Raw genomic sequence first — 18,952 nt, forward strand, 5'->3', positions numbered from 1 at the left:
CCGCTTGATTCTACTTTACTGTTCGTATAACTTCACCTAGGTCAAACGCAACCGCAGGTCTCGGGGGAAGGGAGCGTCGCCGATGCTGAAACCACAAGTCCACGAGTCGGCGGAACGCGCCCGATGCAAGCGCTGAAGCGCGGCTGGCTGCCACTGCTGATCGTGGTCGTGCTGGTGCTCGGCACGCTGACCGTGCTGCGGCTGCGGACCTTTTTCGGCGGTGAGGATTCCAGCCTCATCAGCACCAAGGTCGACGACACCAAGCCCTACAACCCGAAAGTCGTCACCTACGAGGTTTTCGGTGAACCGGGCGCGACCGCCGACATCAGCTACCTCGATCTCGACAGCAGGCCGCAGCGCGTCGACGACGCGGTGTTGCCCTGGGCGGTGACGTTGAGCACCACGTTGTCCGCGGTGTCGCCCAACCTCTACGCACAGGGCAAGGGCTCCACGCTGGGGTGTCGCATCAGCATCGACGACGAACTCAAGGACGAACGGACCGCCACCGGCGCCAGCGCCATGACCTTCTGTCTGGTCAAAGCCGCATGAGCGCGCAGCCGAACCCGCATGCCGGCGAGCGCGGCCGGATCGCCAAATGGATTCGGCGCCTGGCCATCCCGATCATGCTCGGCTGGATCGGGATCATTGTCCTGGCGAACGTGACCGTTCCGCAGTTGGAGCAGGTCGCCGAGACGGCCGCCGTGCAGATGACGCCCGAGGAGGCGCCGTCGATGATCGCGGTCAAACGTCAGGGCCAGCTCTTCGAAGAATTCAGCTCCAACAGCTCGGTCATGCTGGTGCTCGAGGGCGACGAACCGCTGGGCGCCGACGCTCATCACTACTACGACGAGATCATCGCCAAGCTCAAGACCGACACCGCCCACGTCGAACACATCCAGGACTTCTGGGGCGATCGCCTGACCGCCGCCGGGGCGCAGAGCCCCGACGGCAAGGCCGCATACGTGCAGATCTACACCGCCGGCAACCAGGGCGAGGCGTTGGCCAATGAGTCGGTCAAGGCCGTGCAGCAGGTGGTGGACAGCGTGACGGCCCCGCCGGGCGTCACCGCCTATGTGACCGGTGGTGCCGCGCTGGCGGCCGATCAGGACAAGGCCGGCACCCGCAGCATGCACGTCATCGAATCGCTGACGTTCGTGGTGATCATCACCATGATGCTGCTGGTCTACCGATCCATCACCACCGTGCTGCTGGCGCTGTCGATGGTGGTGACCGGGCTGATGTCGGCCCGCGGCATCGTCGCACTGCTGGGTTACCACAACCTGATCGGGCTCTCGCCGTTCGCGACCAGCCTGCTGGTGACGCTGGCGATCGCGGCCGCCACCGATTACGCGATCTTCCTGATCGGCAGGTATCAGGAGGCCCGCAGCGCCGGCGAGGACCGGGAAAGCGCCTACTACACCATGTTTCGCAGCACCGCGCATGTGGTGCTGGGGTCGGGGATGACGATCGCGGGGGCCACCATGTGCCTGCACTTCACCCGGCTGCCGTACTTCCAGTCGTTGGGCATCCCACTGGGTATCGGCATGACGGTCGTCGTCATCACCTCACTGACGATGGGGGCGGCGGTCATCTCGGTGGCCGGACGCTTCGGCACGCTGCTGGAACCCAAGCGGGCCAGCCAGGGCCGAGGCTGGCGCAAAATCGGTGCGGCCGTGAGCCGTTGGCCCGGGCCGATCCTGATCGCCGCCACGGCGACCACCATGATCGGCATCCTCGCCCTGCCCGGTTATGAGCCGGGTTACAACGACCGCGCCTACATGCCGGCCGACCTGCCCGCCAACCAGGGCTTCCTGGCCTCCGACCGGCATTTCCCCTCGGCGCGGATGAACCCCGAGATGCTGATGATCGAAACCGACCATGACGTGCGCAACTCGGCTGATTTTTTGATCATCGAGCGAATCGCCAAGCGCGTCACCGGCGTGCCCGGCATCTCCCGGGTCATGTCGATCACGCGGCCGCAGGGCATTCCGATGGAGCACTCCACGTTCGGCTACCTGCTCGGCATGCAGTCGGTGAGCCAGGAGATGACGCGGAAGTTCAACGAAGACCGCACCGCCGAGATGCTGGCGCAGGCCGAGGACATGCAGGGCCAGATCGACACCATGACCAAGATGATCGAGCTGATGGAGCAGATGAACGCCACCATGGGCCGCATGGTCGGCAAGATGCACCTGATGGTCTCCGACATCGAGGAACTGCGCGACAAGATCGCCAATTTCGACGACTTCTTCCGGCCGATGCGCAGCTATTTCTACTGGGAACCGCACTGTTTCGACATTCCGGTCTGTTATGCGCTGCGGTCGGTCTTCGATGCCATGGACGGTGTCGACACCATGACCGACGCCTTCAAGGGGATCATCCCGGACATGGACGCGATGGCCGCGCAACTGCCGCAGATGCTCACGTTGATGCCGCCGATGATCCAGATGATGAAGAACGCCAAGGCCATGATGTTGTCCACCTACGCCACCCAGAGCGCACTGGCCAAGCAGCAGGAGGAAGCCCAGGGGGATCCCGCCGCTATGGGGGAGGCGTTCGACAAGGCCCGCAACGACGACTCCTTCTACCTGCCGCCGGAGATCTTCGACAACGAAGAATTCCAGCGTGGCATGAAGATGTTCATACCCCCCAACGGTCACGGGGTGCGGTTCGTCATCACCCACGAGGGTGATCCGCTCAGCGCCGATGGGATCGAACACATCGACGCGATAAAGCTCGCGGCCAAGGAGGCGATCAAGACCACGCCGTGGGAGGGCTCCAAGATCTACGTCGGCGGTACCGCCGCGATGTTCAAGGACATGCAGGAGGGCTCCGATTACGACCTGATGATCGCCGGAGTGGCGGCGCTGTGCCTGATCTTCATCATCATGCTGATCATCACCCGTGCCGTGGTGGCCGCACTGGTGATCGTGGGTACCGTGGTGGTCTCGCTGGCCGGTGCCTTCGGCATGTCGGTGTTGGTGTGGCAGCACATCATCGGGCTGCCGGTTCACTGGATGGTGCTGGCCATGGCGGTGATCATCCTGTTGGCCGTCGGCGCCGACTACAACCTGCTGTTGGTGTCGCGGCTGCGGGAGGAGATCCACGCCGGGCTGCACACCGGCATGATCCGGGCCATGGGTGGCAGTGGGTCGGTGGTGACCGCCGCCGGACTGGTGTTCGCCTTCACCATGATGACGATGGCGGTGAGCGAACTCCGGGTGATCGGACAGGTCGGCACCACCATCGGCATGGGGCTGCTGCTCGACACGTTGATCATCCGCTCATTCATGACGCCGTCGATCGCCACGCTGCTCGGGAAGTGGTTCTGGTGGCCGCAGGTGCCGCGGCTGCGGCCGCCGCCGTCACCGTGGCCCGCACCGCCGCAACGGGATCCGCATGAGGCGCTGGTGGAATCCGGCGGCGGATCCCACCGGAAGTGGTGAGCGTCCTCAGGTCAATGGCGCCATGATCCGCCGTGCGGTGTCGAGCAGGATGCTGTGCAGCTGCTCGTCGTCGATGTCCTCGAGTTCGGGATCGGCTGCGGTGGTGAAGGTTCCGGCCAGCAGTGTGGTCGTGATGATGCGGTCCTCCGCGGTCGGGGAGGGGCCTTGCAGGAGTGCCGCCGCCGCATCGTGGGTCGCCATGAAGTCCTCGCGTGAGCGCACCGCGTATTCCACGGCGCGGTCGTAGAACAGGAAGGTGAGCCGGCGGTATCGCACCGCCAGCTCGACCACGCCGCTGACCGTCACGTCACGCTTGCCCTGCTCGGTCGGCATCGCCTCGGCGATCTTGATCACCCGCACGATGTCGTCGAACATCGGTTCCACCAGGGCCATCACGATGTCGTCGCGGGAACGGAATTGGTAGTACACGGCCGGTTTGCTCACGCCCAGCCGGTCGGCGATCATCTGCAGCGAGGTGCCGCCCACGCTGTGCTCCATGAACAGGTCCAATGCCGCCTGCACTACTCGCTCGCGCGCGGAACCGCGCGGCGCCACCGGCTTGGCCACGACATCCCTCCCGTCGTCGCGGCCAGCCTAGCGCGCGGGGGTTTTCGACAGCGGTCCTGCTACGCGGTTGCCGTGGCGTGGCGACGCTGGCGTTCCATGGTCGCGAAGTAGAAGGCGTAGGCGAACGCGCAGCTGGTGAACAAGCTCGACACGAAGTACAGCCACGGGTGCCGCAGGCCCCGCCGGTAGCCGTCCACGACGGTGAACAGCGGCAGCAGAATGACGTTGATGATGGTGTAGTCCTGGCTGGCCGAGCCGGCAGCCGGGTTGGTGTACATCAGCTGGATGTACTGGGTCCAGCTGCCCGGCCCCCAGATCGGGTTGTGGTTGGGGCCGCCGGCGTACTCGTTGACGAAGCGGATGTTGAAGTACCACCCCAGCCCGATCGAGGCGATGCCGATCACGTAGTACACCACCTCCATCGGCGAGAACTGTCCGCCCTGAGGTGGTTTCGCGAAGACCGCGCGGTTGGCCGCCACGATCCAGCCGACGGTCGCCAGGCCCAGCACTGCGTGCACGAGGAGCGAGATCATGCGCTCAGTGTCTCCACGGCTGGCAAGTTTTGTCAATATTGTCATTCTGGACGGGCCTGGCGCTGCGGTACGTTTAGCCGCATGCCCCGAGCGCCGCAGACCGCGCGCAGCGAACGCACCCGCGAAGCGCTGCGCCAGGCCGCGCTGGTGCGGTTCCTGGCCCAGGGCGTCGAGGACACCTCCGCCGAGCAGATCGCCGCCGACGCAGGCGTGTCGCTGCGCACCTTCTATCGCCACTTCACCTCCAAGCACGACCTGCTGTTCGCTGACTACGACGCCGGCCTGCAGTGGTTTCGCAGCGCCCTGGCGGACCGGCCACCGGGCGAGCCGATCATCGAGTCGGTGCAGGCCGCGATCTTCGCCTTCCCCTACGACGTTGAGGCGGTGACCCGCATCGCCGCGCTGCGCGCCGATGAACTCGACCCCGAGCGGATCGTGCGGCACATCCGGCAGGTCGAGGCCGACTTCGCCGACGCGGTGGCCGAACGGCTTCGGGCCACCGGCGGTTCAGCGAGGCCCGACGGCGGAGGGGCGAAGCCGGGACCGCCCCATGAAACAGCCGGCGACCCACTGCGAGTCGCGGTGACGGCTCGCTGCATCGCCGCGGCGGTGTTCGCCGCGATGGAGGTCTGGATGCTCGGAGAGGATCGTTCGTTGGCTGAGCTGGCCCGGATGTGCCGGACCGCGCTGGATTCGCTGGCCAACCGCTAGTTACGTCAATATTGACAAAACCTTGCCCGCCGTGTCAGCCTCGGCTCGACGGAAGGCGGGTGCTGGGGTGTGGTCCAAGGCCGATTACGACGCGATCGTCATAGGCGCCGGGCACAACGGGTTGGCGGCGGCGCTCATCCTGCAGCGCGCCGGCCTGCGCACGCTGTGTTTGGAGGCTGGGCGTTACCCCGGCGGGATGGCCTCGACGGTGGAGTTGTTCGACGGCTACCGGTTCGAGATCGCCGGTTCGGTGCAGTTCCCGACGTCGGCCGCGGTCAGTGCCGAGCTGGGTCTCGATGCCCTGGAGAGCATCGATCTCGAGGTGATGTCGGTGGCGATGCGCGGCGTCGGCGACGACCCGCTGATCCAGTACACCGACCCGATGAAGCTGTTCACCCACCTGTCCGAGGTGCACGGCGCCGAGGCGGTCAACGGCATGGCCGGACTGCTGGCCTGGAGCCAAGCCCCCACCCGGGCGCTCGGCCGCTTCGAGGCCGGCCGCCCGCCGAAGACTCTCGATGAGATGTATGCCTGCGCCACTAACGAATTCGAACGATCCGCCATCGACGACATGCTGTTCGGCTCGGTCACCGACGTGCTCGACCGGTACCTGCCCGACCGGGAGAAGCATGCCGCGCTGCGCGGTTCGTTCACCGTGCTGGCCGTCAACACGCTCTACCGCGGGCCGGCCACCCCCGGCAGCGCCGCCGCGCTGGCCTACGGACTCGGCGTTCCCGACGAGAACACCGTGCTGATGAAGAAGCTGCGCGGTGGCATCGGGGCGCTCACCCGGCAGCTGTGCGACACCTTCACCGATCTGGGCGGTGAGCTGCGGCTGCGCACCAAGGTTTCCGAGATCGTCGTCGCAGCCGGCCGGGTGACCGGGGTGTGCACCGAGGCCGGGGAGAGATTGACCGCGCCGGTGGTGGTCTCGGCCGTCGCCCCCGACCTCACCATCACCGGGCTCCTCGACCCGGCCGCCGTGCCCGACGACGTGCGCGCCCGCTACGCGCGCACCGATCACCGCGGCTCGTACCTGCAAATGCATTTCGCCCTCGACGAAGCCCCGGAGTTCGCCGCGCCGTATGAGGCGCTCAACGACCCCGCCATGCAGGCCTCGCTCGGGATCTTCTGCACGCCCGAGGAAGTGCAGCAGCAGTGGGAGGATGCGCGGCGCGGCGTCGTGCCGGCCGATCCGACCGTCGTGCTGCAGATCCCGTCGCTGCACGATCCCGGCCTGGCCCCGTCGGGGAAGCACGCCGCGTCGGCGTTCGCGCTGTGGTTCCCGATCGAGGGTGATGGGAATTACGGTGAGATGAAGGTCGAGATGGGCCAGCGGGTGATCGACAAGATCACCCGGCTGGCACCGAATTTCGAGCGCAGTATCAGCCGGCACACCACCTTCACCCCGCGCCATATGGGCACCATGTTCGGCGCCCCCGGCGGCGACTACTGCCACGGCCTGCTCAATCCGGACCAGATCGGCCCCAACCGGCCCGGCGCGAGGGGCTTTGTCGGGCAACCACTCCCGATCGACGGCTTGTACCTGGGCAGTGCAGGTTGTCATGGCGGTCCCGGGATCACGTTCATCCCGGGCTACAACGCGGCGCACGCGGTGCTGGCCGACCGCTGAGCACGCGCGCGAATCAGCGATCCAGCAGCCCGTCGAGCAACTCCCGGAACTCGTCGGGCCGTGCCGGGGTGAAGGCCGGGGTGGGCCAGCCGGGCACATCCAGAGTGATCAGCGTGCTGCGCAGTGGCCGGTGCACATCCAGCGGCAGCCAGCGCCGCAGATCCGAGCTGCCCCAGATCCGGAACCGGTGAGCCACGCCCAGTGACTCGGCTCGGTAACCCCGCACCGCGCTCAGCGGGATCACCTTCGATGTGCCGGACGGAAAGTGATAGCGGCGCAACGTGATCGCCTGCCGATCCAGCAGCACCTTGCCGTCGTCGTAAACGTCGCTCACAGCTTCTCGCAGCGCAACTCGTGGCCCCTGGCGGTCAGGCAGCGTCCGGTGTTCAGATCCCATTGCCAGCCGTGCTGGTTACAGGTCAGCGTGTCGCCGTCGACCACCCCGAACTTCGACAGGTCGGCCTTCATGTGCGGGCAGCGGCGCTGAATCTGCCAGCCGTCCAGGGTGATCGTCGCCGAGTCGTCGTGGCTTTCGCCGAACCAGCCGTCGGCGTAGACGATCCGGTCCTCGGTGAGGCACTTGAAGAACGTGTAGAGGTATTCGTTGTAGCCGCCGACCCGCCACGCCTTGAAGCGGGTCGACAAGAAGATGGTGTTGACCCAGTCGGGTTCGTTGTCGCGCAGCACGGTGCGCACCAACTCGGGCGGAATGCCGAAGCCGTACCGGAATTTCTCGCCCGGAACCGGCTCGCGCACCATGCGTTTGGGAAAGTCCAGCACCACGGTCTCGGTATGCGCGCCCCCGCGGTGATCCCGCCCGTCGAGCACCAGTTCGACCGGGTAACCGATGCCGTCGCAGATCTCGTTGCTGCTGGCCATGATCGGCTCGAACAGTGCACGCAACCCGTCGAGCATCGCCGGGCCGGCCGCCGGCGCCCAGGACGCCTTCTCGGCGGCCAGCACCGGCGCCATCCGATCGGCGTAGCCGGCGATGTAGTCGGCTTTGCCGGCTGTGAAGATCGTCTCGACGTCGTCGACCGGATGGGTCAGCGAATCCAGTTGTGCCCCGGTGAAATCCGCGGTGGTGCCGGGAACCATCAGCAGCCCGCCGTCGTGGCCGTTGCGCCGCAGTTGGTCCAGGAACACCAGCTGGTCGGGGAAGATGTTGGCCGGATCGCCGTGATCGTCGTTGAGATGGCGTAACTCGGAATCCAGAAAGCACGGCGGGCCGGCCGAGGGCACCACCCATCGGGCGCCGACGTGGGCGACGTACTGCCGGGCGCGGTCCATCTGGCGTTGCCGCTTCTGGGTGCCGAACGCCTCCTTCGCGCGGGCCGGCATGTCGTAGACCATCGGGTACCAGATCGCGCCTGAGTACTGCAGCAGGTGGACGTCGATGGTGCCGAAGGCCGTCAGCACGTCCAGGTCGATCGGACGCGAGTCGTTCATGTTGAAGACGGTGGTCACCCCGTCGCAGACCACCAGCCCCGAGTCGCCGATCGGACCGTCGGCCGGGGCGCGCAGCGCGATGATCATCACGTCCAACTCGCCCTTGGGGCCCGTCACGGTGTGCCGCACCGAGTCGGAGGTCTCGAAGAACCGGTGAAAACCCAGCGCCTCCAACTCCCGGCGCAGGTCGGGCACCGGATAGTCGGGCAGCAGCACCACCGCGTCCTTGTTGACGTGGGCCGCCAGGTGCCGCGGGTCGAAGTGGTCGTGGTGCAGATGCGAGATGTAGAGGTAGTCGCAGTCGCCCAGGGTGTCCCAGTCCAGCGCGGAGTTGTCGGGGAACGGGAACCACGACGCGAAGTAGGCGGGGTTCACCCACGGGTCGCACAGAATGCTGCCCGCGGCGGTGTCGATCCGGAAGCCGGCGTGTCCGACGCTGGTGACCCGCACTTGCACCTTCCCGACGCTGTAACCGATACCTCCCGAGCTTAACGGCGGGGCGCCCGTCGGCATCGCCGAGGCGGTCGAAGCAGGTCGCCGTAATGACCCGGGCGAAGCGGGTCGCCCTATGACCTAGGCTGGACGACTGTGGAGCCGTGGTACGGGAGTGTCGCTACCGTTGCGCGCACGTTGTGGCGCTTCCAGGGGGTGAAGATCACCGTCACCGGTGCGGAGCACGTGCCCGCCAGCGGCGGCGCCGTGGTGGCGATCAACCACACCGGCTACCTCGACTTCGCGTTCGCCGGGCTGGCCGCCTACGACAACCGGCCGCGGCGCCGGGTGCGGTTCCTGGTCAAGCAGGAGATGTTCGACAACCGGTTCGTCGGCCCGATCATGCGCGGCTGCCGGCACATCGCGGTCGACCGCAGCCAGGGCGCCGATGCCTATACCGCCGCCGTCGACTACCTCAAGGCCGGCGAGCTGGTCGGCGTCTACCCGGAGGCGACCATCAGCCGCAGTTTCGAACTCCGCGAGTTCAAGAGCGGCGCCGCCCGCATGGCGATCGAGGCGCAAGTGCCGATCGTCCCGCACATCGTCTGGGGCGCCCAGCGGATCTGGACCAAGGATCACCCCAAGCGGCTGGGGCGCTCCAAGGTGCCGATCTCGGTGGCGATCGGCGAGCCGATACCGCCGACGCTGCCCGTCGACGACCTGCGGGCGCTGCTGCAGACCCGCATGCAACACCTGCTTGAGCAGACCCAGGACGCTTATCCCGAACACCCGGCCGGAGCGTTCTGGGTGCCGCACCGGCTGGGCGGCGGCGCCCCCACGCCCGCCGAGGCGCTGCGGCTCGACGCCGAAGAAGCCGCCCGCAAGGCCGAGCAGCGCGACGCCCGAAATCAGCAGCCCCCGACCGCGACGGGCGGCTCGGAGTAGCCCTGGCATGCAGCCGGTTTTTCGTGCGCTGGAACTGGCAGCGGTGACCATGGTGAAGGTCTCCGCCACCCGACTGGATTTCGATGGCCTGGAACACATCCCGGCCACCGGCGGCGCGGTGATCGCCATCAATCACACCGGCTACGTCGACTTCCTGCCGGCCGCACTGGCGGTGTATCGGCGGAAACGCCGGATGCGGTTCATGATCAAAGCCGAGATGCAGCGGGTGAAGGTGGTGAATTTCCTGATCAACCACACCGGCACCATCCCGGTCGATCGGGGCGCCGGGTCGCACGCCTACCGGCATGCGGTGGCCGCGCTGCGCTCCGGCGAGGTGGTCGGGGTGTACCCGGAGGCGACCATCAGCCGCAGCTTCGAGCTGAAGGACTTCAAGTCCGGGGCCGCCCGGATGGCCCTCGAAGCGCAGGTGCCGATCGTCCCGCTGATCGTGTGGGGCGCTCACCGGTTGTGGACCAAGGATCACCCGAGGGCGCGGCTGGTCGGCAGCAAGATACCGATCACCGTCCTGGCGGGCCCGCCGTTGGCCCCGGCGGGCGACGCGGCCACCCTCAGCGCCCGGCTGCGGGCGGCGATGGTGCCGATGCTGGACCGGGCGCAACGGGAGTATCCGCACCCGGCGGGTGAATACTGGGTGCCGCGACGACTGGGCGGCAGTGCGCCCACTCCGCAGCAGGCTAGGGTTCTCGATGAGCGGGAGCTGGCTGAACGGATGCGCAAAGGGGCGGGTCAGGGCCGACCGGACGCATCGAGCACGGAGTACTAGAGCATGGCCGAACCACTGTTCCGAACCCTGGAGATGGTGATCCCGCCGCTGGTGAGGGCCAACGGGCCGCATCCGACGTTTGAGGGGCTGGAGAACATTCCCGAACGCGGCGGTGCGGTCCTGACGCTCAACCACACCAGTTACCTCGACTGGTATCCGGCCTCGATCGCGGCGCTGCGGCGGAACCGGCGGCTGCGGTTCATGATCAAGTCCGAGATGACCGAGGTGCCCGTGATCGGCTACGTGATCAAGCGCATCAAGCTGATCCCGGTCGACCGCTCCGCGGGGGCAGGCGCCTACGACGTGGCGGTACAGCGGCTGCGCGAGGGCGAGCTGGTCGGGCTGCACCCGGAGGCAACCATCAGCCGCAGCTTCGAACTGCGCGAGTTCAAGACCGGCGCCGCGCGGATGGCCCACGCGGCCGGTGTGCCGCTCATCCCGGTCATCGTCTGGGGTATCCACCGGGTATGGACCAAGGACCACCCGAAGCAGCTGTGGCGCAACCACGTGCCGGTGCTGGTGAAGATCGGCCGGCCGATGGCCGCCTCCGGCGACGCCGAGGCGACCACTGCCGAGCTGCGTGCCACGATGGCCGCGATGCTTGAACAGGCGCAACTGGAGTATCCGCACCCCGCCGGCGCGTACTGGGTGCCGCGACGGCTCGGTGGCGGTGCCCCGACCATGGCCGAAGCCCTGGCGATGCGCGAAGCCGAGCTGGCCGAGCGCGACCGCAAACGCATGGCGCAGCCGCACGGTGGCCGGCTGCGGCGGTCGCTGGCCGGCCGGGGGCGGCGTTGATGGCCATGCCGCAGCACCCGATACCCGCGCTGATCGCCAGTGACGTCGACGGCACCCTGCTCGACAACGCCGAGAACATCACCGAGCGCACCCGGGCGGCGGTGCGTACGGCCGTCGACGCGGGCGCCGGGTTCGTGCTGGCGACCGGGCGCCCGCCGCGCTGGATCTCACCGGTCGTCGATGCGCTCGGGTTCGCGCCGCTGGCGGTCTGCGCCAACGGGGCGGTGCTCTACGACCCGAACGCCGACCGGGTGATCTCGGCGCGGACGCTGTCGGCGGACAGCCTGGTCAAACTGTCCGAAGTGGTCGGCCGCGTCATCCCCGGGGCCGGCCTGGCGGTGGAGCGCATCGGCGAGTGTGCGCACGATGCGGTGACGCCGCAGTTCGTCAGCTCGCCGGGCTACGAACACGCCTGGCTCAACCCGGACAACACTGAGGTGTCCCTCGAGGACCTGCTGTCGCAACCGGCGATCAAGTTGCTGATCCGCAAGGCGGGGGCGGCCAGCGCCGACATGGTGGCGGCGTTGGCGGCCCACATCGGCAGCGCCGCGGAGTTGACCTATTCCACCAACAACGGGCTGGTGGAAGTGGTGCCGGCGGGGATCACGAAGGCCAGCGGCATCGAGGAGCTGATCACCCCGCTGGGGATGGACATCGAGCAGGTGCTGGCCTTCGGGGACATGCCCAATGACCTGCCGATGCTGGTGCAGGCGGGCCACGGCGTGGCGATGGGCAACGCCCATCCGGAGGTGCTGGCCGCCGCCGCGGAGATCACCGCGCCCAACACCGAGGACGGCCTGGCGCGGGTGTTGGAACGGATTTTCCCCGGTTGACGCCGCGCCGGCGGCGCGGGGTTTCTCGCAGCACTTTTCCGCCCTGCCCGCGCCGGGAACGGCGTTAGGTGACGCCGATCACCCGGGAGAAGCGCTCCAACTGCACCGGCGGGCCCTCCGGCGGGGGCGGCGGCAGTTCTTCGGCATTGCCGTCGACAACCCGGATGACGCTGCCGTCGGCCCGGTTGTAGTTCAGCGTGCCGTGCTGGAAGTTCTGGCCGATCCACTCCGGTTCGGGGATCTCCGCGCTGGTCGGCAGCCCCAGCACGCCGCGCTCGTAACCCAGTGCCGCCCAGGCGTCGTAGATCGCCCCGGTGATCGGCTGGGCGCCGGTCTCCGGTGACCAGTACACCGCGCCGCGCTCGAAGGTTGCGTATTTGGTGGAGCCCTCGCCGATCGCCTCGGGCGAGGTGGGGGCACCGAGCAGGCCCGCCGCGCCGCCCAGCTCCAGCCAGCGGGCGTGGATGGCACCGCCTTGCATGGTCCGGACGAGGTCTTCGGGGCCGGGGGGTTCGCCGAAACGGGCGGCGATATCCCGGATCTCGTTGAGCGCGATGTATCCGTGCTCGCCGGGGCACTCGGTCTCGTCGAGGTCGCGGTGGCCGATGATCGCCGGCAACGACAGTGCCGAGCCGCGCGGAAAGTGGGTGAAGGAGCCGCCGCCGGAGGTCAGTTGGACGGTGCTGCGCGGGTCGGTGCGGTCCAGCCCCAATCGCCAGCCCAGCAACCGGCCGACGGTCTCGAGCTGAATCGGCGGTGGCGGCGCGTCGTCGAAGGTGCCGATCATCGACACCCCCCAGGTGTTCTTGTTGAACCCGCCGGCGTGGCTGCCCACGATGCCCTTGGTGATGCCGCCTGCCCGGCCCTCGAACACCTGGCCGTACTTGTCCACCAGCGCGTTGTAGCCGATGTCGCACCAGCCCAGGGCGCGGGTGTGATAGGCGTAAATGGCCCGGATGATCGCCGGCGAATCCTCGGGGGAGTAGTCGTTGGACCCGGCGGTGTGATGCACCACCGCGGCTTGCACCGGGCCGCTCTCCGCCGGCTTGCCGCATCGGCCGCGGGCGCCGGCACCCCATTGGCTGCGCGGAATGATGTTGGGCGGCTGTCCCGGTGCCAGCGCGGCGCTCGGCGGGGTCCATTGCGCGTCGACCGGGGCTTTGGGCGGGGTGATCAGGACCGCGGAGATGTTCTGGGCGAACGGCTGAGCTGCGGTGGCCGGCACATAGCCGAGGTCGGGCTTGGGTGCGGGTCGCGGCTTCGACGCAGGGCCCGGCTTGGCTCCGGTCTTGGCCCCCGGCCTGGCCTCGGGGCCGGGCTTGGCGTCGGCGGCTTCGGGCCGGGTGAGCGCGATCTGGACCGCGGTGGTCCGGCCGACGAACACCGGTTCGGTCCCGTCCGGGCCGGGCGCGGGCGCATCGGCCGGCCGGGGCTGCCAGGACGCGTTATTGACCTCGTGGGCGGTGGCATACCACGGGCCCCACGATCCGTCGGCCCGCCTGGCGCGGACTTTCGCCGAGGTGCCGCTGAGATCGCCGCCGGTGAGCGCCACCATGGTGAAGGGCTCGTCCTGGGTGATCTCCCGGATGGTGACGCCAGGTCCGAGGTCGGGCAGGGGCTGCTGGTTCAGCTTGGTCGCCGCGGCGCTCGGGGGAGCCGGTGCGGTCCCTGCCGACTTCGATCCCGGCCCGGCGTCCAGTGCCCACGGCAGGATCAGCACGGTCGCGACGGTAGCGGTCAGCTTGATCGTCGGCGGGGGACGACGGGTTGGCACGAGCTGATGTTACGTATGTGTCTTGTGTTGTTAGTGATGCGACACGCGTCTACCCGGAGTGGGCGGACGTCAAACGACACCGCAGAGTCCCACGGTGCCCGGCGGTGCGGGCTGACTCTGCGGTGCCGTTTAGGAAACAGGCTTCGTTGTTATGGGGCCGGGACGGCGGCGGGGGCCGCCGCGGCGGCCGGACCGGCGCCCTGCGCGGCTTGCGCGATGGACGGGATCACCACACCCTTGAGCAGGTCGATGGCCTGGCCGGCGCCCAGCTGGTTGGCCGCGCTCATCAGGTCGCTGACGATGCCGCCGCTCCCACTGCTCTCCGGCATGCCCAGCGAGGGGTCGCCGAGGATGGGGTAGGTGCCGTCCAAGCCCGGGTCAAGGCCCACCGGCGAGGTGAGCGGCATGCCGTCGGAGCCCAGCAGGCCGGTGTCCGGGCTGGTCAACCCGGGGCTGGTCAACCCGGGGCTGGTCAACCCGGGGCTGGTCAGCGACGAGTCGGACAGCGACGGGGTGGTCAGACCGGGCGAGGTCAGCCCCGGGGTGCCCAGCGACGGCGTGGTCAGACCCGGCGAGGTCAGGCCCGAGGTGGTGGACACACCGGGGGTGCCCGCCGGCGGCGTGGCCAGCGACGGCGTGGTCAGCGACGGGTCGGTGAGCCCCGGTGAGGTCAGTCCCGGCGAGGTCAGCCCCGGCGAGGCGGGGTAGAGCCCCGGTGAGGTCAGGCCGGGCGAGGCGGGGTACATCCCCGGCGAGGCGGGGTACATCCCCGACCCCGCTCCGTTGCCGAAGCCGCCCGGCACCGGCGGAAGGTTCACGCCGAACTGGGACAGGCCCTGGGTGAGGGCGGAGATCAGCTCGTTGGGCAGGTCGGCCACCGACGCGGCCGCGACGAAGTCACGGTGCTGCGGAGCGTCCTGGCGGGCGGCCAGCTCGGATACTGCGACAACTGCAAACGGACTCGCGACTGCCAGGGCGGCGACTGCGCTCATGGTGGTCGAGAGCCTGCGTCGACGTCGGTTCGGCACGGAAGTCTCCTCAATATGTTCTGCCCTTCAGTCCCGAGGGGCTGTAGAGCGTTTACTGCCTACCTGATCGACGGTACGCGTGTGACTAGTGTGAATAGAGTGACGAGATCGAATCGTGAGGAAACCGCGACCAACCCTTCCCCGGCACCGGCGCCTCGCCGCTTGCCGATATTGCGCTGACGCAGCGAATCGGCGCGTTTCGCCTGCATGACTGCGATCTCGCGGCGCCGCGGGCGGCCCGCCGGGCAGCAGATGCACCGGCGGAAAGCGGCCGGCGCTCAGCAGGCGGGGCGCCGACGCTGCTCGCGGCCGCTGTTCAGCTACCCTTGGCGCCGATGACTTCACCTGCTAGTCGCTACGACCTCTATGTTGTGGGTTCTGGATTCTTCGGCCTGACCATTGCCGAGCGCGTGGCCACGCAGCTCGACAAGCGCGTCCTGGTCCTCGAGAAGCGTCCCCACATCGGCGGTAACGCCTACTCCGAGGCCGAACCGCAGACCGGCATCGAGGTCCACAAATACGGCGCGCACCTGTTCCATACCTCTAATAAGCGGGTCTGGGACTACGTGCGGCAGTTCACCGACTTCACCGGCTACCAACACCGGGTCTTCGCCATGCACGACGGCCAGGCTTACCAGTTCCCGATGGGGCTGGGCCTGGTCTCGCAGTTCTTCGGCCGCTACTTCAGCCCCGACGAGGCCAGGGCGCTGATCGCCGAGCAGGCCGCCGAGGTCGATACCAAGCAGGCGAAGAACTTCGAGGAGAAGGCGATCAGCCTGATCGGCCGCCCGCTCTACGAGGCCTTCGTCAAGCACTACACCGCCAAGCAGTGGGAGACCGATCCCACCGAGCTGCCCGCGTCCAACATCACCCGGCTGCCGGTGCGCTACACCTTCGACAACCGCTACTTCAACGACACCTACGAGGGACTGCCGGTCGACGGCTACACCGCCTGGCTGCAGAACATGGCGGCCGACGAGCGCATCGAGGTCCGCCTCGACACCGACTGGTTCGACGTCCGCGAGGAGCTCCGGGCAGCGAGTCCGCAGGCTCCGGTTGTCTACACCGGCCCGCTGGACCGCTACTTCGACTACGCGCAGGGCCGGCTCGGCTGGCGCACCCTGGACTTCGAGCTCGAAGTGCTCGAGGACTGCGGGGATTTCCAGGGCACCGCGGTGATGAACTACAACGACGCCGACGTGCCCTACACCCGCATCCACGAGTTCCGGCACTTCCATCCCGAACGGTCCTACCCGACCGACAAGACGGTGATCATGCGCGAGTACGGCCGGTTCGCCCGCGACGACGACGAGCCGTACTACCCGATCAACACCCCGGACGACCGCGCGATGGTCGAGGCCTATCGCCGGCTGGCCAAGGCCGAGATGGAGTCGGGCAAGGTGCTCTTCGGCGGGCGGCTGGGCACCTATCAATACCTCGACATGCATATGGCGATCGCCAGTGCGCTGAGCATGTACGACAACGTCCTGGCGCCGCACCTGGCCGAGGGTGTGCCGCTGCACGAGAACAACAGGGAAAACAGCCGATGACCAAACCCAAGAGTTCGCGTGCGGTGAGCCGGCTTTCGCGGATCATCCTGCCGCGCCACGGCGAGCCGCTGGACGTCCGCAAGCTCTACATCGAGGAGTCGGAGACCAACAATCGCCGGGCTCACCCGCTCACCCGGACCAGCCTGGAGATCGGCGAGGAGTCGGAGGTGTCGTTCGCGACCTACTTCAACGCCTTCCCGGCCTCCTACTGGCGTCGCTGGTCGGTGGTCGAATCGGTGGTGCTGCGCCTGGAATTGACCGGTTCCGGCCGCGTCGACGTCTATCGCTCCAAAGCCACCGGGGCGCGGATCGCGGTGGACGGCAAGCCGTTCGGGTCCGTCGACGGCGACGGAACGCCGACGATCGTCGAGTTCGAAATCGGCCTGCAGCCGTTCGAGGACGGCGGCTGGATCTGGTTCGACATCACCACCGACACCGCGGTCACGCTGATCGGCGGCGGCTGGTACGCCCCGACCGAGGCTCCCGGGCGGGCCGACATCGCGGTGGGCATCCCGACCTTCAACCGGCCCGACGACTGCGTCAACGCGCTGAGCGCACTCACCTCCGATGCGGAGGTCGACGAGGTGATCAGCGCGGTGATCGTCCCGGACCAGGGCACCCGCAAAGTGCGCGATCACCCCGGCTTCGCCGCGGCCGCCGCCGCGCTCGGCGACCGGCTGTCGATCCACGACCAGCCCAACCTCGGCGGGTCGGGCGGGTACAGCCGGGTGATGTACGAGGCGCTGAAGAACACCGGCTGCGAACAGATCCTGTTCATGGACGACGACATCCGCATCGAGCCCGACTCGATCCTGCGGGCACTGGCCCTGAACCGGTTCGCCAGGAAGCCCACCCTGGTCGGTGGCCACATGCTCAACCTGCAGGAGCCGTCGCATCTGCACATCATGGGCGAGGTCGTCGACCCGGACGTCTTCATGTGGACCAACGCCCCGCACACCGAGTACGACCACAACTTCGCGACCGACTCCCTCGCCGAGAGCCCCGACCTGCACCGCCGCATCGACGTCGACTTCAACGGCTGGTGGATGTGCATGATCCCGCGCGCCGTCGCCGAGGAGATCGGCCAGCCGGTGCCATCGTTCATCAAGTGGGACGACGCCGAGTACGGGCTGCGGGCCGGTGAGCACGGCTACCCCACGGTGACCCTGCCGGGCGCGGCGATCTGGCACATGGCCTGGAGCGACAAGGACGACGCGATCGACTGGCAGGCCTACTTCCATCTACGCAACCGGCTGATGGTGGCGGCGCTGCACTGGGACGGCAACATTGCCGGCCTGATCCGCAGCCACCTCAAGGCGACCTTGAAACACCTTGCCTGCCTGGAGTATTCGACGGTGGCAGTGCAGAACAAGGCGCTCGACGACTTCATGGCCGGTCCCGAGCACATCTTCTCGATCCTGGAGTCGGCGTTGCCGGACATCCACGCGCTGCGCAAGAACTACCCCGACGCGGTGGTGTTGCCGGCGGCCAGCGAACTGCCCATTCCGTCGCAACGCCGCAGGCCGATGCGCCCGCCGGTGCAGCCGCTGACCATCGGCTACCGGCTGGCGCGCGGCATCCTGCACAACCTGAAGGCCACCGCGCCCGAGCATCATGTGCGCCCGCAGCTCAACGTGCCCACCCAGGACGCCCGGTGGTTTTTGCTGTGCACCCAGGACGGGGTCACCGTCACCACCGCCGACGGCCGCGGCGTGGTCTACCGGCAACGCGACCGCGAGAAGATGTTCACGTTGCTGCGCGAGTCACTGCGCCGCCAGTACCAGTTGTCGCGCCGCTTCGACGACCTGCGCCACACCTACCGCCGGGCACTGCCCACGCTGGCCAGCAAGCAGCAGTGGGAGACCGTGCTGCTGCCCGACGGTGCCAAGCCGGCATGACCGAATTCGCGCCCGCTGGAGATCCCGATGCGGCTCCGCCGCACGGGGAGGACGCCGTGCTGGTCGCCGTGCAGTCGGCACTGGCGGGCCGGACCGGCGTGTTGCCGACGGCGCGGTCGCTGTCGCACTTCGGTGAGCACAGCCTGGGCTGGCTGGCGGTTTCCGCGCTCGGTGCACTGGTCCAGCCGCGCCGACGCCGGGCCTGGCTGACCGCGGGGGCCGGGGCGTTCGTCGCCCACGCGGCCGCCGTGGTGATCAAGCGGGTGGTGCGACGCGAGCGCCCGCACCACCCGGCGATCGCGGTCAACGTGGGCACCCCGAGCCGGCTGAGTTTCCCCTCCGCGCACGCCACCTCCACCACCGCGGCGGCGATTCTGCTGGGACGAGCGGCCGGGCTGCCGGCGAAGGCACTGCCGGCGGTGCTGGTGCCGCCGATGGCGTTGTCCCGCATGGTGCTGGGGGTGCACTATCCCAGCGACGTGGCCACCGGCGTCGTCGTCGGAGCCGCGGTCGCCGCGGCCGCGATCCGCCTGGACAACTCGGGAGGCGCCGGATGAGTGCACACGTGGAC

At 68.2% G+C, this 18,952-nt stretch carries 17 protein-coding genes; 11 read left to right on the plus strand and 6 right to left on the minus strand.

Translation table 11 applies throughout. The features are described from left to right. Positions 1 to 123 precede the first annotated feature (123 nt). Both ACAG20_RS18460 and ACAG20_RS18465 read left to right on the plus strand, forming a co-directional pair. Positions 124 to 549, plus strand: coding sequence for an MmpS family transport accessory protein (locus ACAG20_RS18460; RefSeq protein ID WP_013831062.1), 426 nt, complete (start codon positions 124 to 126; stop codon positions 547 to 549). Continuing rightward, positions 546 to 3,446, plus strand: coding sequence for an RND family transporter (locus ACAG20_RS18465; protein ID WP_370493608.1), 2,901 nt, complete (start codon positions 546 to 548; stop codon positions 3,444 to 3,446). The genes ACAG20_RS18460 and ACAG20_RS18465 overlap by 4 nt, the downstream gene beginning before the upstream one ends. A 6-nt stretch (positions 3,447 to 3,452) precedes the next feature. Here the strand turns inward: ACAG20_RS18465 and ACAG20_RS18470 are convergent, their stop codons facing one another. Both ACAG20_RS18470 and ACAG20_RS18475 read right to left on the minus strand, forming a co-directional pair. Further along, on the minus strand, positions 3,453 to 4,013 hold the full coding sequence (locus ACAG20_RS18470; protein WP_370493609.1) for a TetR/AcrR family transcriptional regulator: 561 nt from the start codon (positions 4,011 to 4,013) through the stop codon (positions 3,453 to 3,455). A 59-nt stretch (positions 4,014 to 4,072) separates the two neighbouring features. Further along, positions 4,073 to 4,546, minus strand: coding sequence for a DUF2834 domain-containing protein (locus ACAG20_RS18475; protein WP_013831059.1), 474 nt, complete (start codon positions 4,544 to 4,546; stop codon positions 4,073 to 4,075). Between the two features lie 81 nt (positions 4,547 to 4,627). Here ACAG20_RS18475 and ACAG20_RS18480 point away from each other — a divergent pair, with 81 nt between their 5' ends. Together ACAG20_RS18480 and ACAG20_RS18485 are read left to right on the plus strand one after the other, a co-directional pair. Next, positions 4,628 to 5,257, plus strand: coding sequence for a TetR/AcrR family transcriptional regulator (locus ACAG20_RS18480; protein ID WP_370493610.1), 630 nt, complete (start codon positions 4,628 to 4,630; stop codon positions 5,255 to 5,257). A 67-nt stretch (positions 5,258 to 5,324) separates the two neighbouring features. Next, positions 5,325 to 6,890 carry a phytoene desaturase family protein gene (locus tag ACAG20_RS18485; protein ID WP_370493611.1) on the plus strand — a complete coding sequence of 522 codons (1,566 nt, stop codon included), beginning with the start codon at positions 5,325 to 5,327 and terminating at the stop codon, positions 6,888 to 6,890. 13 nt (positions 6,891 to 6,903) lie between these two features. On the opposite strand, the gene ACAG20_RS18490 is transcribed toward ACAG20_RS18485, so the two are convergent. Together ACAG20_RS18490 and ACAG20_RS18495 are read right to left on the minus strand one after the other, a co-directional pair. Further along, positions 6,904 to 7,224 carry a hypothetical protein gene (locus tag ACAG20_RS18490; RefSeq protein ID WP_112686089.1) on the minus strand — a complete coding sequence of 107 codons (321 nt, stop codon included), beginning with the start codon at positions 7,222 to 7,224 and terminating at the stop codon, positions 6,904 to 6,906. Continuing rightward, positions 7,221 to 8,789 (minus strand): Rieske 2Fe-2S domain-containing protein, encoded by a 1,569-nt coding sequence (locus ACAG20_RS18495; protein ID WP_370493657.1) that lies wholly within the window; start codon positions 8,787 to 8,789, stop codon positions 7,221 to 7,223. The genes ACAG20_RS18490 and ACAG20_RS18495 overlap by 4 nt, the downstream gene beginning before the upstream one ends. Before the next feature lie 138 nt (positions 8,790 to 8,927). Here ACAG20_RS18495 and ACAG20_RS18500 point away from each other — a divergent pair, with 138 nt between their 5' ends. From ACAG20_RS18500 to ACAG20_RS18515, 4 genes are read left to right on the plus strand one after another with little or no spacing between them, the layout of a single operon-like run. Continuing rightward, complete coding sequence (locus tag ACAG20_RS18500) at positions 8,928 to 9,716, plus strand: 1-acyl-sn-glycerol-3-phosphate acyltransferase (RefSeq protein ID WP_112686091.1); 789 nt, start codon at positions 8,928 to 8,930, stop codon at positions 9,714 to 9,716. A gap of 7 nt (positions 9,717 to 9,723) precedes the next feature. Beyond that, positions 9,724 to 10,500, plus strand: coding sequence for a lysophospholipid acyltransferase family protein (locus ACAG20_RS18505; protein WP_370493612.1), 777 nt, complete (start codon positions 9,724 to 9,726; stop codon positions 10,498 to 10,500). A 3-nt stretch (positions 10,501 to 10,503) separates the two neighbouring features. Next, the gene (locus ACAG20_RS18510) at positions 10,504 to 11,298 is read left to right on the plus strand and encodes a lysophospholipid acyltransferase family protein (protein ID WP_370493613.1); all 795 of its coding nucleotides are present in this window, start codon (positions 10,504 to 10,506) and stop codon (positions 11,296 to 11,298) included. Then, the gene (locus tag ACAG20_RS18515; RefSeq protein ID WP_370493614.1) at positions 11,298 to 12,131 is read left to right on the plus strand and encodes an HAD family hydrolase; all 834 of its coding nucleotides are present in this window, start codon (positions 11,298 to 11,300) and stop codon (positions 12,129 to 12,131) included. Before ACAG20_RS18510 ends, ACAG20_RS18515 begins: the two co-directional genes overlap by 1 nt. A 64-nt stretch (positions 12,132 to 12,195) precedes the next feature. On the opposite strand, the gene ACAG20_RS18520 is transcribed toward ACAG20_RS18515, so the two are convergent. Continuing rightward, a complete protein-coding gene (locus ACAG20_RS18520; RefSeq protein WP_370493615.1) occupies positions 12,196 to 13,905 on the minus strand; it encodes an N-acetylmuramoyl-L-alanine amidase in 1,710 nt (569 codons plus the stop codon). 149 nt (positions 13,906 to 14,054) lie between these two features. After that, positions 14,055 to 14,933: a hypothetical protein gene (locus ACAG20_RS18525; protein ID WP_234825650.1), complete on the minus strand. Its 879-nt coding sequence runs from the start codon at positions 14,931 to 14,933 to the stop codon at positions 14,055 to 14,057. 326 nt (positions 14,934 to 15,259) lie between these two features. On the opposite strand from ACAG20_RS18525, the gene glf reads away from it, so the two are divergent. The 3 genes from glf to ACAG20_RS18540 are packed head-to-tail and all read left to right on the plus strand — an operon-like array spanning position 15,260 to position 18,938. Next, positions 15,260 to 16,483, plus strand: coding sequence for a UDP-galactopyranose mutase (glf, locus tag ACAG20_RS18530; protein WP_370493616.1), 1,224 nt, complete (start codon positions 15,260 to 15,262; stop codon positions 16,481 to 16,483). Continuing rightward, positions 16,480 to 18,381 (plus strand): glycosyltransferase, encoded by a 1,902-nt coding sequence (locus tag ACAG20_RS18535; protein WP_370493617.1) that lies wholly within the window; start codon positions 16,480 to 16,482, stop codon positions 18,379 to 18,381. Before glf ends, ACAG20_RS18535 begins: the two co-directional genes overlap by 4 nt. Beyond that, positions 18,378 to 18,938 (plus strand): phosphatase PAP2 family protein, encoded by a 561-nt coding sequence (locus ACAG20_RS18540; protein ID WP_370493618.1) that lies wholly within the window; start codon positions 18,378 to 18,380, stop codon positions 18,936 to 18,938. The genes ACAG20_RS18535 and ACAG20_RS18540 overlap by 4 nt, the downstream gene beginning before the upstream one ends. Positions 18,939 to 18,952: the final 14 nt, after the last annotated feature.

It is taken from the genome of Mycobacterium sp. pW045, from assembly GCF_041287085.1.
In the GTDB taxonomy this organism is placed as follows: Bacteria; Actinomycetota; Actinomycetes; order Mycobacteriales; family Mycobacteriaceae; genus Mycobacterium; species Mycobacterium algericum_A.

Excerpts from the sequence above, each read along its gene's own strand:
- ACAG20_RS18515 (WP_370493614.1), top strand. The coding sequence starts at position 11,298 with ATGGCCATGCCGCAGCACCCGATACCCGCGCTGATCGCCAGTGACGTC.
- ACAG20_RS18540 (WP_370493618.1), top strand. The coding sequence starts at position 18,378 with ATGACCGAATTCGCGCCCGCTGGAGATCCCGATGCGGCTCCGCCGCAC.
- ACAG20_RS18465 (WP_370493608.1), top strand. The coding sequence starts at position 546 with ATGAGCGCGCAGCCGAACCCGCATGCCGGCGAGCGCGGCCGGATCGCC.
- ACAG20_RS18535 (WP_370493617.1), top strand. The coding sequence starts at position 16,480 with ATGACCAAACCCAAGAGTTCGCGTGCGGTGAGCCGGCTTTCGCGGATC.
- ACAG20_RS18505 (WP_370493612.1), top strand. The coding sequence starts at position 9,724 with ATGCAGCCGGTTTTTCGTGCGCTGGAACTGGCAGCGGTGACCATGGTG.
- ACAG20_RS18460 (WP_013831062.1), top strand. The coding sequence starts at position 124 with ATGCAAGCGCTGAAGCGCGGCTGGCTGCCACTGCTGATCGTGGTCGTG.
- ACAG20_RS18510 (WP_370493613.1), top strand. The coding sequence starts at position 10,504 with ATGGCCGAACCACTGTTCCGAACCCTGGAGATGGTGATCCCGCCGCTG.
- ACAG20_RS18475 (WP_013831059.1), bottom strand. The coding sequence starts at position 4,546 with ATGATCTCGCTCCTCGTGCACGCAGTGCTGGGCCTGGCGACCGTCGGC.
- ACAG20_RS18480 (WP_370493610.1), top strand. The coding sequence starts at position 4,628 with ATGCCCCGAGCGCCGCAGACCGCGCGCAGCGAACGCACCCGCGAAGCG.